This is a genomic window from Pantoea sp. 9140 (assembly GCF_000745295.1).
Taxonomy (GTDB): domain Bacteria; phylum Pseudomonadota; class Gammaproteobacteria; order Enterobacterales; family Enterobacteriaceae; genus Pantoea; species Pantoea vagans.
This window is the reverse complement of sequence record NZ_JQNO01000002.1, coordinates 337,705-354,445: the sequence shown is the minus strand read 5'-3', so window position 1 is coordinate 354,445 and position 16,741 is coordinate 337,705. Positions and strand designations below refer to the sequence as shown.

Here is a 16,741-nt window from a genome sequence, read left to right as displayed (position 1 = left end):
TCACTAATCGATGCACGATCATCGCCTCAAAGATATTCTGCCCTTTGTCGCCAGCGTGGAGTGCGGCAGCTTTACCGCCGCGGCTGAACGTCTGCACGTGACCGGCTCGGCGGTCAGCAAAAGCGTCAGCCGCCTGGAGACGCGCTTAGGCTCGCGGCTGCTGGAGCGCACCACGCGTAGCCTGAATCTGACCGACGCGGGCAGCGCCTATTATCAGACCTGTCTGCGGGTGCTGGAGGATCTGGCCGAAGCCGAGGCGGTACTGGCCGCCCAGCGCACCATTCCATCCGGCCGTCTGCGTCTGGCAGTACCCACCACCTTTGGACGCCTCAACGTCATGCCGGTGCTGATGCCCTTCTGCCAGCAAAATCCGGAGCTGGCACTGAGCCTGAGTTTGTCCGATCGCTTTGTTGACCTGTTTGAGGAAGGCGTGGATATGGCAGTGCGGATCGGCGGTGCGCCCGACCTTCCCGCGTCGCTGGGCTGGCGTAACATGGGTCGCGAAAAGATGCAGTTCTGTGCTTCTCCCGCCTATCTTGACCGCGAAGGCCGTCCTGAAAATGAAGCAGCGCTGCTGAACCATCCTGCCATTCTTTATGAGCGCGTGGATGGCACAACCAAACCCTGGCTGTTTACCACCGAAGATGGTCAGCCCCACTGGCGCGACGTGCCCTATCGGCTGGCACTGGGCGACGTCGATGCTCAGCTTCAGGCAGTCATTGCCGGGCTGGGTGTCGCGCAGATGCCCTCCTGGCTGATTCAGCGCGCCGTGGCCGCCGGTGAACTGGAAATTATTATGCCGCAGTTACAGCCCGACGGGCTGACGCTGAGCGTGGTGTGGCCACGCCGCAAACAGTTCCTGCCAAAAGTGGATGCACTATTGTCGGCACTCAACGCCCTCGCCATTCGCTGATACCGGCTTACTTCTGATTACAGCGGTTGGGAAATTTCATCCTGACCCTGTTCCTCTGCTCTTTTCGGCCCGGCATTGGTGACCATTTTTCCCTGCCCGAAATATCCGCAATCTTTTATCCCCACAAATAAACCCTTTAAGTTTAATGCCTTTATTTTTGATTTGATGGAATCCCATCAAAATAAAAAGCGCGGAAGGCTTGAACTCACATAATGAAAACTAAGTTTCAAATATAATTTAACCCGAAATAAAAATATCAGTAGGGTGATGGCTTCTTCATGTTCTGACGTTTTGTCTTTGTTGTTATTACCAGGAGTTTTCATGGAAAAAGAACTTTATATTTCGTCGAACCCGGCCTCCGGTCCAAATAGCGCCACCCGCACCGAGCCTTTTGTGAAGATTATTGCGCTGGTCGCTACCCTGGGTGGATTGCTGTTTGGTTATGACACGGGCGTGGTCTCGGGCGCGCTACTGTTTATGCGCGGCGATTTGCATCTTACCCCGTTTACCACAGGGCTGGTCACCAGCTCCCTGCTGTTTGGTGCCGCCTTCGGCGCGCTGGCGGCCGGTCATCTGGCAGATGGCCTGGGCAGACGCCGCATCATCATTGCGCTGGCGCTGATCTTCGCCTTTGGCGCTATCGGCTCTGCCCTTGCGCCGGATGTGACCTGGATGATCGCCTCGCGCCTGTTCCTGGGCTTTGCCGTGGGCGGTGCCGCGGCCACCGTGCCGGTTTACATCGCAGAGATCGCCCCCGCCAATAAACGCGGCCAGCTGGTCACCCTGCAGGAGCTGATGATCGTCAGTGGTCAGTTGCTGGCGTATATCTCAAACGCCACCTTTAACGATATCTGGGGCGGCGAAAATACCTGGCGCTGGATGCTGGCGCTGTCGATAGTCCCCGCCGCTCTGCTCTGGATCGGCATGATATTTATGCCTGAAACCCCACGCTGGCATGTGATGAAAGGCCGCAGCCAGGCTGCGCGTGAGGTGCTGGAAAAAACCCGCGCCGCTGAAGATGTTGAGTGGGAACTGGAAGAGATTGAAGAAACCATCGAAGAGAACCGCCAGCGGGGTAAAGGCCGCCTGCGCGATCTCGCGACCCCCTGGCTGATGAAAATCTTCCTGCTGGGCGTCGGCATCGCCGCGATTCAGCAGCTGACCGGTGTCAATACCATCATGTATTACGCGCCCACCATGCTCACCGCTGCCGGGCTGAGCAACGATGCCGCACTGTTCGCCACCATCGCCAACGGGGTGATTTCCGTGGTGATGACGCTGGCTGGCATCTGGTTAATCGGCAAAACGGGCCGTCGCCCGCTGGTGTTAATCGGACAGATGGGTTGCACCTGCTGCCTGTTCTTTATCGGGCTGGTCTGCTGGCTGATGCCGGAATATCTCAACGGCACAGTCAACCTGGTTCGGGCTTATCTGGTGCTGGCGGGCATGCTGCTGTTTCTCTGCTTCCAGCAGGGTGCGCTGTCACCGGTCACCTGGCTGCTGCTGTCGGAAATCTTCCCGGCCAGGATGCGCGGCATCTGTATGGGAGGTGCAGTTTTTTCGCTATGGATTGCGAATTTTGCCATCTCCATGGCCTTCCCGCTGTTATTAGCCGCATTTGGTCTGGCCGGTGCCTTCTTTATATTCGCCGCAATCGGCATCGGCGGTTCTGTTTTTGTTGTGAAGTTTATTCCCGAGACCCGGGGAAGAAGTCTTGAGCAGGTCGAGCACTATTTCTATGCGCTCTATAACGGCAACAAATAACCCCTGCTCGCTGTGAAAGAAATAAAAAATGTCATGAGGCATGACGACCTGATCGCCCTTAACACCGCACCCATAATTTAAGGAAACTGTTATGAGCCTGAATATTCCCAATGCGCGTTTTTGCGTCAATCGTAAAATAGCGCCCAGCCTGAGCATCCCGCAGTTTTTTAAACTGGTCAGCCAGCTCGGTATTCACAATGTCGAATTACGCAATGATATGCCCGGCGGACGCGTCACCGACGATCTCAGCGGCGATGAGGTGAAAGCGCTGGCGTGTGAGTCAGGCATCCGGATTGTCACCATCAACGCGCTCTACCCGTTTAACCAGCTGAATGAAGAGGTGCTGCAACGCGCCCGCCAGCTGTTAAGCGATGCGCAGGCTGTCGGCGCAGAATCACTGGTGCTCTGCCCGCTCAATGACGGCACGCCCATCAGCGCCGCCGACACCATCAGAGCGCTGAAAACACTGGCCCCGCTGTTCGCCGACGCAGGCATTCAGGGGCTGGTTGAGCCGCTCGGCTTTCCACAAAGCTCACTGCGTTCAGCAACCCAGGCGCAGACACTCATCCGCGAAGCGGGCGTGCCGTTCCGCTTGCTGATCGACACCTTCCATCATCATCTGTTTGAGGATGCGGAGCAGACCTTTGAGCAGGCAATCGACATTCAGCAAATCGGTCTGGTTCACCTCTCCGGCGTCACCGACCCGCGCCCGGTCAGCGAACTCACCGACGAAGAGCGCATCATGCTTACCGCAGATGACAGATTGCGCAGCAAACAACAGGTCGAACGCCTGGAGAAGATGGGCTACACCGGCCTTTATGCCTTTGAGCCGTTCTCCTCCCTGATGAACAGCTGGCAGGAAGCGGACATCACCCGCGAAATTCGCAACAGCATCCAGCTGTTAAACCACTCAGCGTAAGGAATCATTATGACCATTAACATTGGTGTTATCGGCACCGGCGCAATCGGCCGCGAACATATCCGCCGTTGCAGTACCGTTTTACAGAATGCGCGCGTGGTGGCACTCAATGACATCAACCGCGACAACTGCCAGCAGATTGTTGACGAACTGACACCGGAAGCGCGCATTTATGACAATGCGATTGATCTGATCAACGACCCGCAGGTTAACGCGGTGCTGGTCACCTCCTGGGGTCCGACGCATGAAGCCTTTGTGCTGGCCTGTATTGAGGCGGGCAAAGCGGTGTTCTGCGAGAAGCCACTGGCCGTTACCGCGCAGGGCTGTATGAATATCGTGGAGGCGGAGATCAAAGCGGGACGTCAGCTGGTGCAGGTCGGCTTTATGCGTCCTTACGACAGTGGCTATCGTGCACTGAAAGCGGTGATCGACAGCGGCGAGATTGGTGAGCCTTTAATGCTGCACTGCGCGCACCGCAACCCGGAAGTGGGTGACAGCTACACCACCGATATGGCGATCACCGACACGCTGATCCACGAACTCGATGTGCTGCGCTGGCTGCTGAATGATGACTATGCCAGCGTGCAGGTGATCTTCCCGCGTAAAACCCGTAAGGCGTCGTCCCACCTGCGTGACCCGCAGATCGTACTGCTGGAGACCACTAAAGGCGCGCGCATTGATGTCGAAATTTTCGTGAACTGTGAATATGGTTACGACATTCAGTGTGAAGTGGTGGGTGAAAGCGGCATTGCACGCCTGCCGGAGCCGGTTTCGGTGCAACTGCGCAGCGCGGCAAAGCTCTCGACCACCATTCTGACGGACTGGAAAAAGCGCTTTATCGATGCCTATGACGTGGAGTTACAGGCCTTTATCAACAACGTCATCAGTGGTGAGATGGCCGGTCCCTCCGCGTGGGATGGCTATGCCGCTGCCGTAGCCGCCGATGCCTGCGTTGCGGCGCAGACGTCCGGCGGGATCGTGCCGGTTACTATGCCAGCCAGACCAGCGTTTTATCGCTGACAGGAAAAGTGCACGGTGGAATTCCACCGTGCACTTCCCTGTCCCGCCCCCTTTTCAGTAAGGCTTCCCGCTATGGCTAATCAGGCAATCCACTATCTTAAATGCGGGCCGCAAAATTATGCGGCCGCTGAATAGTTACGGCGCGGTGATGACAATGGCCACGCGTCGGTTCTGCGCACGACCCTGCGCGCTGTTGTTGCTGGCAACCGGTGAACTCATGCCCAATCCACGCGTCACAATATTCTCACGCGGTATCGCCGCGCCTTCCGCCCACTGAGCCGCGACCGCGTTCGCTCTTTTTAGCGACAGCTGCTGGTTATAATCGGGTTTACCGTAATTGTCAGTGTGCCCGTCTATGCGTACATGCTGAATACCGGTCGACGCCAGATTTTTCGCCATCCCCTGAATGGTGAGCTTACTGGAGGGTGTCAGCTCTGATTCGTTCACACCAAACAGGATCTTATCGGATAAGCCTAACCCCCAGCCTTCCATATTCTGCGTGAATCCGGCACTTTTCATCGCTGCGATTTGCGCGTCGCTGAAACGCGCTTTTGACTGACAACCGACCAGCGCCAGCGTAAGCAATAGCAGGGAAAGGTTTCTCTTCATATTTACGCCCTATTTTTTCGCTTATTTTTGTACATGTTCATATCGGCACGTTCAAGAATAGATTCAACCGTATCACCAGGCTGTGACCACGCGTAGCCAATGGTTACCGAGGTCGTAACCGGCATGCCCTCTGCAATAAGAATGTGTTCCCCGATGGTGTCGTCAATGCGCTGCATAAGCTGCTGTAACTGCGCTTCACTGGTCCGGCTGCTGACCAGCATGGCAAATTCATCCCCACCTAAACGCGCGACTAAATCCTGTTCAGACGCCAGCGATAAAAGACGCGAGCCTATCGCTTTTAATACTTCGTCTCCGGCGGCATGACCCCAGTTATCATTGATGCTCTTGAAGCGATCGCCATCCAGAAAGAGCAGCGCAAAGCGTTCGTGCTCATGTGGCTGGTCAAGGCGCTGAGTCAGACGAGCAGAAAAGGCGCTGCGGTTGGCAAGACCGGTCAGCGGATCGGATAGCGCTTTCGCTGCCAGCGAGCGATTGTCACGAAGCAACGACGCCTTGAGTGACTGCATCTCCATCAGCAGGGAGTTGAGGTCATCGGAAAAGAGCTGAAATTCTCTGATCGGGCCACCCGGAATACGCAGGGAAAAATCACCCGAGTGAATCACATAGTGAATCGAACTGGTAATGGTGCGGAGCGACGCAATAATACCCCGATGCAGAAATTCACTCAGCATCAGTGAAATAATCAGCACGCAGAGCATCCCGACAGAGAGGATCATGAAGGAGTATTGAAGGAAACTCACCGCGCCGGTCACGGTGCCTTCCAGCGTCAGGGTGCCGACAACGACGTCAGCATGAATGATATTGACGTTAAGCGGTTTGAGGTAAATCCACTCACGCAGCAAACGTGAAAACCAACCCGTCTGTTCCCGCTGTGCATGCCACTTAGCCAGAACGATGTTGTCGCGGGTAACCAGCTTTGCAGAGTCATACATGCCCTCATTGCCAAACCGTTCAATTTTATTACGCGCATCGTAGCTGTCGGCAAATACGGTTGCCGCAGTGAGCGTGGTGCTTAGCGTCGAGCCGATTAAATCAAGATTACATTTCTCATAGTTTTTAATAAAAATGAGCGACGTCGATGACAGCAACAACCAGCACAACAGTAATATCACCGCCGAATTGATGGTGCTTATTTTACGCAGTTTATTGCGGATGGATGATTTATCGTGCTTTAGTTTATCGAATTTCATTTCATTCACTTCCCTCGCGGGAGAGTAAAAGCACATCCGGATTCACTCTGACACCGCTTCTGGCAAGTGAATCGAGATTAACGGAGAAGTGCGTATGGTCCGGTTGAAAAATCAGGCAAAAAGCGGCACCCACAGCGCATTCCGCATTGTTCTCTGCCAGGGTAAGCACCGCTTTTCCCTTCAGCTGCTCAATAATGTCCACCTGCTGCCGCGGTGTCTGATCACCGAAATAAAGAGCGTCGCAGCGATGCGACGCGAGATCACCTGCACCCGTAAGATAGACAACGGTGAATGTCGCTGCTGCAGCGGCGCTGTTTTGCGGCAAAGAGAGATGGCGCGCTGAAGTAAAAACACATAATTCAGGCGGCTTATTTAAATTTTGCCAGTGGGTAAAACTGATGATGCCGCTGACGATACGATTAGCCTTGTTATCCTTTATCCCGGCCAGAGCAACAGAGGGATGAAGACCCAGCAGAATAAGTAGCGTTAAGGCGATCTGGCAGATGCGGCGCAGCAGAAGCAGCACATCGACGTCATGATGAAGATGATATTTATCGGTCATACTGCGTTCCGGTAATGCTACGCACGGCAGGAGAGCTGAATAAGCGCACAAATATTAACATAGCGCGGGTTACGCTTGCACACAGAATTTTCTTAGCTATAGATCATTCTGCTTATACTTTCAGACAGGCTTATTCACGGAATAGTCTTTGGTCGTAACGGCTTTTGGCAGAGACGGCCGGCAGAGGATTAACGCATTTCACCGGCTATTTGTAGTGGGTAATTACGTCTCTCTTCTGGTGCAGCAATCCGCCTGGCTGTTCGTTGTAAGGCACAGACTGCATAAAGGCGCAAGAATAAACGTGATGCTGATAATCCATCGCGCCAGCGATATTCCGCAATTAATCTTTCCCCCTAATACCCTCAGACATACCCCATCATTTTCAGCAGCGACTGCACCTGATTCATCGCTTCGCTGCGATGTGACACGCCCAGTTTCTGATAGAGATTGCGGATATGAGTTTTGATGGTAGTAGACGCCACCGCCAGCTCACCGGCAATCTGATCGTTGCTGTAGCCCGAATAGATTAACCCCAGCACCTGCCATTCGCGCTGCGTCAGCGGGCTGGTGCGGATCAGTTCCGGCACGTCAGGATGGTTAAGCAACCGGCTGACAAAGCCTTCATCGAAATGGGCGAACTTGTGACGGTGATATTTGTTGATCTCCAGCAGGATGCGGCGGGCGCGGTGGCTGTCCAGCTCATTCAGGGTATTAAGCTGTATCAGCTGCCGCAGTTGCTGCGCCATCATCTCGCCTTCAATGACAAAGTGGCTGATAAAGCCGGTGCTGCGCGCCAGTTTCAGCGCCTCGATCAGCACGCGCTGCGCCTCCGCCTTGCGGTCGGTCTGCCAGTAGATCTGATTCAGCAGCAGCAGATTACGGTTTAAGTCGCTCATCAGGCGCAGGGCGCGGGCGTTCTCATTCAGCTCCTCCAGCACCACTTCCGCCTGACTGACATCGCCCAGCAGAATCTGCGCGCGGGCGATGTTACGCCACTGCCCCTGCAGAAAATGGTTGTTGGCGAAGGCGGGTTTGGGTGTCAGCCGCATCCAGTCTCGGGCGTTCTGGCTTTCGCCTGTCATCTGCCAGTAGATCACCCGCACTTTGTCGGCATTAGCAATCCAGTCGCTGTGCCAGTTACCGTTGTTCAGCAGGTTTTCCAGACGGTTAAGGTAGCTGCGGGCGTTATCCAGATTGCCGCGCGCCAGCGAGCACTGCACCAGCAATCCCAGACACTGGATCTGCTGCTGCGGCTGGAAACCGTTCAGCACCTTGATGCCTTCGCGCGCCGCCTGCTCTGCCTCTTCCAGTCGTCCCCAGGCCCAGAGCAGCTGGGCACGTATGCGCAGCAGAAACTCATGAAGCGGGAACTGTGCCAGATGCTGCTCTTCCACCAGCACAAAGGCGCGGCTCTGGATCTCATAAGCAGCCTGCAAAAAGCCCTGCGCAAACAGAATTTCGCTCTGCTGAATCAGGCTCCAGAGCGCGTAGTGCCACACTTCATCGCGACGCGCCATCTGTTCGGTCTGCCGCATCAGCTTAAGTGAATCGTCCAGTTCGCCTTTGCAGTGCATCACCTCACCATGCACCGAGGTTGCCACAATGCGGCTGTAGTGACGGCTGGCTGGCAGGGTATCAAGCGCCACTTTCGCCAGCCGCTCCGCTTCATCGGTCTTGCCATCGTTGATCGCCACCTGAGCGCGCAACGCATTAAATTCACCGCGCAGTGCCGCGTCAATCTCGCAGTGGCTGGCCTGCTCAAAACGCGCCAGCAGGCTGTCGACTTCTGAAAAGCGATGCTGAGTCTGCATCAGCCACGCCTGCAATAGCACCAGCATCGGGTTGTCGAGCATCATCTCCCACGGCAGCGCTTTTAAAGAGTTCTCCAGCAGCGGCAGTTCGCTCTGATTAAACAGCGTCCAGGCGTGCTTCAGCAGCACGTCCCGCAGCATGGTGGCATCGCCCGAGGCAAGCGCATGATGAATCGCCTCGCCGGGAAAGCCCTGCGCCATCCAGCTCTCGGCTGCCGCCCGATGCAGCGCAGGCAGCTCTGCCGCCAGTTCCCACTGACAGCGCTGACGCAGGAAGTTGCCAAACAGCGGATGGTAGCTGAACCAGCAGCCGGAGTCGTCCATGCGCTGCAGAAACAGTCCCTGGCGTTCGATCTCCTCCAGCCGCATCTGACCGTTCTCTTCGCGGGTCACGCAGGCGATCAGTTCATCATTCATTGAGCGCAGCAGCGCGGTTTTCAGCAAGAAATGGCGGGTCGGCAGATCGACGTTATCCAGCACCTCTTCAACCAGATAGTCGGCGAGATGGCTGGCATTGATGCCGGAGAGACGCCGGGCGGAATGCTGCGCCGAACTGGCTCCCTGGCGTGCCGATAGTACAATCAGCTGCAGCGCCGTCGCCCAGCCTGCGACATCATCACACAGGCGGCTGCTCTCTTCGCTTTCCAGCGGGGCCGCCAGACGACAGTCAAAAAACTGGCGCGCCTCCTGATGGGTGAACGCCAGCTGCTGGCTGCCCAGTTCGATCAGCTGCTCCCGCACCCGCAGATTAGCGATACCGAGCTGCGGCAGGTTACGAGACATCAGAATCAGGGTCAGATTTTCAGGCTGATGGCGCAGGAAAAAGCGCATCGCGTCATGGATAACCGGATTGGTGATCAGATGGTAGTCATCAACGATCAGCCACAGCGGCCGCTGCCACTCCACCAGCTCGATAAACAGCTGGGAAAACAGCGCGTTGAGATTCACATATTGCCGCTTCTGCGCCAGCAGCTCACTGCGGGGACAGCCGCCGTGTGTTGCCTGTTGCAGTGCCGCGATCAGGTAATCGGCGAAGCGCTCTGGCTGATTATCACCCTCGTCTAAAGAAACCCAGCCCAGATCGCTTTTCCCCGCCGCCCACTGTGACACCAGTGTGGTTTTACCGTAGCCCGCCGGACTGGTCACCAGCACCAGCCGATAGTTACCGGCAGCGGTGAGCTTTTGCAGCAATCTCTCGCGGATCACGGTGCCTTCAAGACGCACCGGGCGACTGAGTTTGGCGGGTATTAACATGGGCGCGCGTTTCTCCATTTGTCGAGCGCATCATTATTTTACGCTTCGTAATTATTCCTTACACAGGTTCAGCATTTCGTTAGATGAATGCAAGCAAACCCATTAATTAAACTTTACAAAAGCGGGCGCAATCACACTCCTGCGACAATTTCGGATTAGCCTCATCCTCTCCACCCTCCCTATCCTCCTGCCCTAATTCTTTGCAGGAGGATGAGCAATGATTTCCACCCGGGCAGACTGTCGCCACATTGACCCATTTTCTGTTTTTACAGGACATCAACCATGACACAGCCCGATTTCAACCCGACTCAGTTCAACGCGGCCCTGACCCGTCAGTGGCAGCGTTTTGGCCTGCGCGATGCGCAGGAGATGACCCACGCACAGTGGTGGCAGGCACTCAGCGGTGCGCTGGCCGATATGCTGGCCGCGCAGCCTGCTCCCCCGGTCCCGACAGACCTGCGCCATGTTAACTACCTGTCGATGGAGTTTCTGATGGGTCGCCTGACCGGCAACAACCTGCTGAACCTGGGCTGGTATGACGCGGTTAACGACGCGCTCTCGGCCTGGAACGTTTCACTGACCGACGTGCTGGAAAACGAAACGGATCCGGCGCTGGGCAATGGCGGCCTGGGTCGGCTGGCGGCCTGCTTCCTGGATTCCATGGCGAACGTGGGTCAGCCTGCGACGGGCTACGGTCTGAACTATCAGTACGGACTGTTCCGCCAGCGCTTTGAGCAGTGCGCACAGATTGAAGGCCCGGATGACTGGCAGCGCGATCGCTATCCGTGGTTTAACCACAACGCCGCGCTCAACGTGCGGGTCGGGCTGGGCGGTAAAGTGGTGACCATTGGCGGGCAGCCGCAGTGGCAGCCGGCGTTTGAACTGACTGGTGAAGCCTGGGATCTGCCGGTGGTCGGTTATGAGAATGGCATCAGTCAGCCACTGCGTTTGTGGCAGGCGAAACATGCGCAGCCGTTTAATCTGGGTCGCTTCAATGACGGTGACTTTCTGCGCGCGGAACAACAGGGCATTGATGCAGAAAAACTGACCAAAGTGCTCTACCCCAACGACAATCACCAGAACGGTAAAAAGCTGCGTCTGATGCAGCAATATTTCCAGTGCGCCTGCGCGCTGGCTGACATTCTGCGTCGTCATCATCTGGCCGGACGCAACATTGAAACCCTGGCCGATTACGAAGTGATCCAGCTGAACGACACCCATCCGACGCTGGCGATTCCGGAGCTGATGCGTCTGCTGCTGGACGAGCATCAGCTGAACTGGGATCGCGCGTGGCAGATCACCCAGCACACCTTCGCCTACACCAACCACACCCTGATGCCGGAAGCGCTGGAGTGCTGGGATGTCCGGCTGGTGCGCAGCCTGCTGCCGCGCCATATGATGATTATCAACACCCTGAACGCGCAGCTGAAAACGGCTGTCACGGCGCGCTGGCCGGACAATGACGCAAAATGGGCAAAACTGGCGCTGGTGCATAACAACCAGCTGCGGATGGCCAATCTCTGCGTCACCAGCGGCTTTGCCGTTAACGGCGTGGCAGCGCTGCATTCGAAACTGGTGGTGCAGGATCTCTTCCCGGAGTATCACCAGCTGTGGCCGGAGAAATTCCATAACGTCACCAACGGCATTACGCCGCGCCGCTGGATTAATCAGTGCAACCCGGCGCTGAGTGCGCTGATCACCCGAACGCTGAACAAGCCGTGGCTGAACGATCTCGATGCCCTGCAGGGACTGGAAGCCTTTGCGGATGACGCCGCCTTCCGCGCGGACTATCGCGCCATCAAGCAGCAGAACAAACAGGCGCTGGTCGGCTGGATCAAAAACCGCACCGGTATCGAAATCGACCCGACTGCGCTGTTTGATGTGCAGATTAAGCGCCTGCATGAGTACAAACGTCAGCATCTCAGCCTGCTGCACATCATTGCGCTGTGGCAGACGCTGGTCAGCGATCCGCAGGCGAATCGCGCGCCGCGCGTGGTGCTGTTTGGTGCCAAAGCCGCGCCGGGCTATGCGCTGGCAAAAAATATCATCTACGCCATCAACAAAGTGGCTGAGGTGATTAATCAGGATCCGCGTATTGGCGACCGGCTGAAAGTGGTGTTTATTCCCGATTACAACGTCTCCGTTGCCGAGCGGCTGATTCCCGCCGCCGATCTCTCTGAGCAGATCTCTACCGCCGGTAAAGAAGCCTCCGGCACCGGTAACATGAAGCTGGCGCTTAACGGTGCGCTGACCATCGGCACACTGGATGGCGCGAACGTTGAAATCGCTGAGCAGGTCGGCAGCGAAAACATCTTTATCTTCGGGCATACCGTGGAACAGGTGAAGGCGTTAAAAGCAGAGGGCTATGCCCCGGCGCAGTGGCGCAAAAAAGATCCGCAGCTCAATCAGGTTTTACAGGCGCTGGAAGATGGCACCTTCAGCCAGGGCGACCTGCACGCGTTTGACGCGATGCTGCACAGTCTTGGCCCGGAAGGCGGCGATCCTTATCTGGTGCTGGCTGACTTCCAGCCCTACCTGGACGCACAGGCGCAGGTTGAACTGCTGTGGAGCGATCAGGAGGCCTGGACGCGTGCCACCATCCTCAATACCGCGCGCTGTGGCATGTTCAGCTCCGATCGCGCGATCCGCGATTACCAGCAGCGCATCTGGCAAGCGAAACGCTAAGGACCGCCATGAAAGTTTTGGATGAATTTTCTCTGGCAGGCATCGCCGCTGAGTATATCAATGCACACGGCAAGCCACAGGCGATTCCGACCCTGACCCGCCAGCGGTTGCTGGCGGTGATGCAGCCTGCGCATCCGCTAAGCGCGCCGCTGCCACCGGCGGTAATTTTTCGCAGCGGCGAGTCTCTCAGCCTCTCGCCGCAGCTGAGCGACGATGCCCACTGGCATCTCATCAGCGAGGCAGGTGAGATCAGCTCCGGTCGCTGCCAGCCCGCCCAGCCGCTGCATCTGCCGCCGCTGCCCGAAGGCTATCACCAACTGACGCTGCAACAGGGCGCGCAGCAGTGGTCATGCAGGGTGATTATTGCCCCTGCCCGCTGTTATGAACCCCCTCAACTGCTGGCGGGTGAATCCTTGTGGGGTGCCTGCGTGCAGCTCTATACCCTGCGCTCGGCCGAAAACTGGGGCATTGGCGACTTTGGCGATCTGCGCCGCATGCTGCCGCAGGTGTCCGCACGCGGCGGCGCGTTTATCGGCCTTAATCCTGTTCATGCGCTGTTTCCCTCCAGCCCGGAGAGCGCCAGTCCTTACAGCCCGTCTTCCCGGCGCTGGCTCAATGTGCTTTACATCGATGTGAACGAGGTGACTGACTTCCGGCAGAGCGCCGCCGCGCAGGCCTGGTGGCAGTTGCCGCAGACGCAGCAGACGCTGGCGCAGGCTCGCGCAGCCGAATGGGTCGATTATGCGACGGTGACGCGGCTGAAAATTCAGGCGCTGAGCCTGGCGTGGCCGCAGTTTACCCAGCGTGACGCCATCGATCCTGAGGTGCAGGCGTTTAATGCTTTTGTCAGTGAAGGCGGCGAGAGCCTGCTGCATCAGGCGCTGTTTGATGCGCTGCATGCGGATCAGATGGCGCAGGACAGCGGACGCTGGGGCTGGCCGGTCTGGCCGGAGGCGTTACAGCATCCCGGCAGCCCGGCGGTGCAGACGTTTTTAAATCAGCATCAGGATCAGGTGCGTTTCTGGCTCTGGCTGCAGTGGCTGGCCGCACAGCAGTTTGAAAGCTGCTGGAACTGTTGCCAGCAGCAGCAGATGCCGATTGGACTGTATCGCGATCTGGCGGTAGGCGTCGCCCAGGGTGGCGCAGAGACGTGGAGCGAGCGCGATCTCTACTGCATGGAAGCCAGCATCGGTGCACCGCCGGACATTCTTGGCCCGCGCGGTCAGGACTGGGGATTGCCGCCCATGGATCCGCAGGTGATGCGTCAGCGCGCGTGGGAGCCGTGGATCAGCCTGCTGCGCGCCAGCATGCGTCACTGCGGCGCGCTGCGTATCGATCATGTGATGGCGCTGATGCGGCTGTGGTGGATCCCGGCGGGAGAAAGTGCCGACCATGGCGCTTATGTGCACTATCCCATCGACGATCTGCTGGCGATTCTGGCACTGGAAAGCCAGCGTCATCGCTGCATGGTGATTGGCGAAGATCTCGGCACCGTGCCGGAAGCGATTGTCGATAAGCTGCGGGATGGCGGCGTTTACTCCTATAAAGTGCTCTGGTTCGAACAGACCTCCGACGCCGGTTTTCGTCCGCCTACCAGCTGGCCACGTCAGGCGATGGCTGTCGCCACCACGCACGATCTCCCGACGCTGCGCGGCTGGTGGCAAAGTGACGATCTGACGACCGGCGCGCAACTCGGTCTTTATCCGGACAAAGTGGTGCTGGCCGGGCTGTATCAGGATCGACGCCGGGCGAAACAGGCGCTGCTGAGCAGTCTGCATCGGGTCGGTGCGCTGCCGAAACGTGCCGGACGCGATGCACGCCGCACCGGGATGAGTAAAGCACTGAACCGGGCGATGCAGTGCTATCTGGCGGACAGCCACAGCGCCCTGCTGGGTCTGCAACCGGAGGACTGGCTGGATATGGCCGCGCCGGTCAACATTCCCGGCACCAGCGACGAATACCCGAACTGGCGACGCAAGCTGAGCGTGACTGTTGAGGCACTGTTCAGCGATGCGGAAACTGATATGTTGTTAAGGGATTTGACGGCTCGCCGTAAGCGGCTGCTGCGGGGTTAAGGCTGGAGTTAAGATTAAAAGAGCAAACCCCGAAATTTTCGGGGTTTGTTCATTTGATAGCAAATCCTGTCGTCATCATTTACGGACGAAAACCTGCTCCCGGATTATTACGTTTAGGCGGAGAAAATTTCAAACATGCAGGGCTGACAACAAAAATGACTCTTACGGAGACAAAAACGATAATCGCCGCAATACAGCAGCAATGACCTCAGTCGTAGCATCACCAGTAGCGGCAGATACCGTTAATTCTTCGAGTTCATTATCTTCATCACGTATAGCTATGCCGTTACGATTCAAAAAAACCATCGTGACGAAAAATGCAGTTCGCTTATTACCATCATTAAAAATGTGTCCCCGGGATATAGCGATGAGGTAGATGGCGGCTAATACAAAGATATCTTCCACACCTTCATAATAGAGCTGGTTCTGTACCCTATAAATGATAGCTTCTGCTCTCTGGGGTTCTGGCATACCCTTGATACCTGGCAGAACAGCCAGCAGACGATCATGAAAAGCTATCACCTCCTGAGCACTAACCCATTTCATCGGTCAGCCAGTGCCTTCACCGTACGTGAATGTCGCCCCATAATGTCGGCAAATTCGGCATCCAGTTTTGCTTCCTGCCAGGCATTAAAATCGTCGCGACTGATAAGTACAGCAGAAGAACCATCGCGCCGGGTTATTTCTACAGGCTCACCGGCCGTAGCTGTGTCCATGACTTCAGCAATGTTTTGTCGGGCCTCAGTGGTGGTGTAACTACGCATATAGCCTCCTGAAATCAGATAATGAAATGTACATCAGTAACGTACAACTCGCAACTTCAGAGCATTATGTTTGCTCACCCGTTTTTATACAGATTGCTCAGCCAGACAACACCAGGGCAAGGGTGCGTGTCGCAACAAAAAAAGGTGCGCCAGAGCGCACCAGATGGGACAACATCAATAGCGTCGGGGCAGCATCACCCCTTGCCTTTAACACTACTGATAAAGGTTTGCCGTGCAGAGGTAGAACCCAGCCGCTCGGCTTCATCCAGCAGTTTCAGCGCCTTGTCGATGTTGCCGCTGTTCACTGCCTGCGTGATCTTCTGATTAAAGTAATGCTCGGTGTCGCTCATGATGGGTTCAGCACGGGCTTTTGGCCCGGGCGCGGCGGCCGAAGCAGCCGCTGCGCTGTAGGCCGTTGCCGCCGGTGCACTGTTACCTACTGTGACCGGGCCTGGCCCGGATGAGCCAAACAGTGGCCCGACCAGAATCGAGGAGCCGGAACTGGTCTGCATTTTCAGCTTAATGGTGCCTTCGCGGCTGTGGCTGGCAAAGGGATCGGGGATATCCGGTACGGCATGACCGGTGCCCTGGGCATAGGCTTTGGCCGGATCGAGCAGTGTGGTGGTCTGTGTCAGATCGCTGTCGGTGGTGAACACCAGCAGGTAAATCTTCTGCTGGCCCAGCGCCGGCGTGAGTTTCATCACGCCTTCCAGCCGATCCGCCGTCATCACACCCGGCTTTTGGTAGGTAAAGTAGCGGCTGGGAAACCAGGCCGCCGGACGCAGATTTTCATCCAGCACCAGCACGTTTGGTGCAAAAACCTGACCGTTCTCCACAAGGCTGCTCAGCGTCAGCGTCAGTTCGCCAATCGTGGCGGGCAGACTGTAAGCCGCGACCGGCCCGGCAATGTGTGGCGCGTTCAGCGGCTGGCCGCTATTAGCCAGTTTAGTGGTCTGGGTCTGAGAGGCCGCCAGAGGCTGCCAGCTCAGGCGTTGTAACGTTTCAGGAGCCACGACGGGTGCAGCGGAGAGATCCTGCGGCACCAGATTAACATCGGCCAGGGCAGACAGAGCGTGCCCTGTCAGCAGCGCCGCACTCAGGCAGAGTGCAGCCAGTTTTTTCATTTTCATTATGCGTACCTTATTGCAGGTCGC

At 56.8% G+C, this 16,741-nt stretch carries 13 protein-coding genes; 6 read left to right on the top strand and 7 right to left on the bottom strand.

Annotated features, from left to right (window positions below):
• Positions 1–10 precede the first annotated feature (10 nt).
• The 4 genes from FA92_RS20970 (at position 11) to FA92_RS20955 (ending at position 4,616) form a co-directional block, all read left to right on the top strand.
• A complete protein-coding gene (locus FA92_RS20970; RefSeq protein WP_033785031.1) occupies positions 11–913 on the top strand; it encodes a LysR family transcriptional regulator in 903 nt (300 codons plus the stop codon).
• A gap of 321 nt (positions 914–1,234) precedes the next feature.
• Positions 1,235–2,677: a sugar porter family MFS transporter gene (locus tag FA92_RS20965; protein ID WP_033785029.1), complete on the top strand. Its 1,443-nt coding sequence runs from the start codon at positions 1,235–1,237 to the stop codon at positions 2,675–2,677.
• A 91-nt stretch (positions 2,678–2,768) separates the two neighbouring features.
• Positions 2,769–3,596, top strand: a complete 828-nt coding sequence (locus tag FA92_RS20960) for a TIM barrel protein (RefSeq protein ID WP_033785027.1) — start codon at positions 2,769–2,771, stop codon at positions 3,594–3,596.
• A gap of 9 nt (positions 3,597–3,605) precedes the next feature.
• The gene (locus FA92_RS20955; RefSeq protein WP_033785026.1) at positions 3,606–4,616 is read left to right on the top strand and encodes a Gfo/Idh/MocA family oxidoreductase; all 1,011 of its coding nucleotides are present in this window, start codon (positions 3,606–3,608) and stop codon (positions 4,614–4,616) included.
• A gap of 135 nt (positions 4,617–4,751) precedes the next feature.
• Here the strand turns inward: FA92_RS20955 and FA92_RS20950 are convergent, their stop codons facing one another.
• The 4 genes from FA92_RS20950 to malT all read right to left on the bottom strand — a co-directional run bounded on the left by FA92_RS20950 (position 4,752) and on the right by malT (position 10,063).
• Positions 4,752–5,225, bottom strand: coding sequence for an OmpA family protein (locus FA92_RS20950; protein ID WP_033785025.1), 474 nt, complete (start codon positions 5,223–5,225; stop codon positions 4,752–4,754).
• A gap of 2 nt (positions 5,226–5,227) precedes the next feature.
• Complete coding sequence (locus tag FA92_RS20945; protein WP_033785024.1) at positions 5,228–6,436, bottom strand: diguanylate cyclase; 1,209 nt, start codon at positions 6,434–6,436, stop codon at positions 5,228–5,230.
• A gap of 1 nt (position 6,437) precedes the next feature.
• Entirely contained in the window at positions 6,438–6,962 is a 525-nt protein-coding gene (locus FA92_RS20940) for a YfiR family protein (protein WP_239780561.1), read from the bottom strand.
• 398 nt (positions 6,963–7,360) lie between these two features.
• Entirely contained in the window at positions 7,361–10,063 is a 2,703-nt protein-coding gene (gene malT, locus FA92_RS20935; protein ID WP_033785022.1) for an HTH-type transcriptional regulator MalT, read from the bottom strand.
• A 282-nt stretch (positions 10,064–10,345) separates the two neighbouring features.
• On the opposite strand from malT, the gene malP reads away from it, so the two are divergent.
• Together malP and malQ are read left to right on the top strand one after the other, a co-directional pair.
• On the top strand, positions 10,346–12,748 hold the full coding sequence (malP, locus tag FA92_RS20930; RefSeq protein ID WP_033785021.1) for a maltodextrin phosphorylase: 2,403 nt from the start codon (positions 10,346–10,348) through the stop codon (positions 12,746–12,748).
• Between the two features lie 8 nt (positions 12,749–12,756).
• Positions 12,757–14,823 carry a 4-alpha-glucanotransferase gene (gene malQ, locus FA92_RS20925; protein WP_033785020.1) on the top strand — a complete coding sequence of 689 codons (2,067 nt, stop codon included), beginning with the start codon at positions 12,757–12,759 and terminating at the stop codon, positions 14,821–14,823.
• Between the two features lie 162 nt (positions 14,824–14,985).
• Here malQ and FA92_RS20920 read toward each other — a convergent pair whose 3' ends face one another.
• The 3 genes from FA92_RS20920 to malM form a co-directional block, all read right to left on the bottom strand.
• The gene (locus FA92_RS20920; protein WP_033785019.1) at positions 14,986–15,369 is read right to left on the bottom strand and encodes a type II toxin-antitoxin system death-on-curing family toxin; all 384 of its coding nucleotides are present in this window, start codon (positions 15,367–15,369) and stop codon (positions 14,986–14,988) included.
• Positions 15,366–15,587: a type II toxin-antitoxin system prevent-host-death family antitoxin gene (locus FA92_RS20915; RefSeq protein ID WP_013196184.1), complete on the bottom strand. Its 222-nt coding sequence runs from the start codon at positions 15,585–15,587 to the stop codon at positions 15,366–15,368. The genes FA92_RS20920 and FA92_RS20915 overlap by 4 nt, the downstream gene beginning before the upstream one ends.
• A gap of 194 nt (positions 15,588–15,781) precedes the next feature.
• Positions 15,782–16,717, bottom strand: coding sequence for a maltose operon protein MalM (gene malM / locus FA92_RS20910; RefSeq protein ID WP_033785018.1), 936 nt, complete (start codon positions 16,715–16,717; stop codon positions 15,782–15,784).
• Positions 16,718–16,741: the final 24 nt, after the last annotated feature.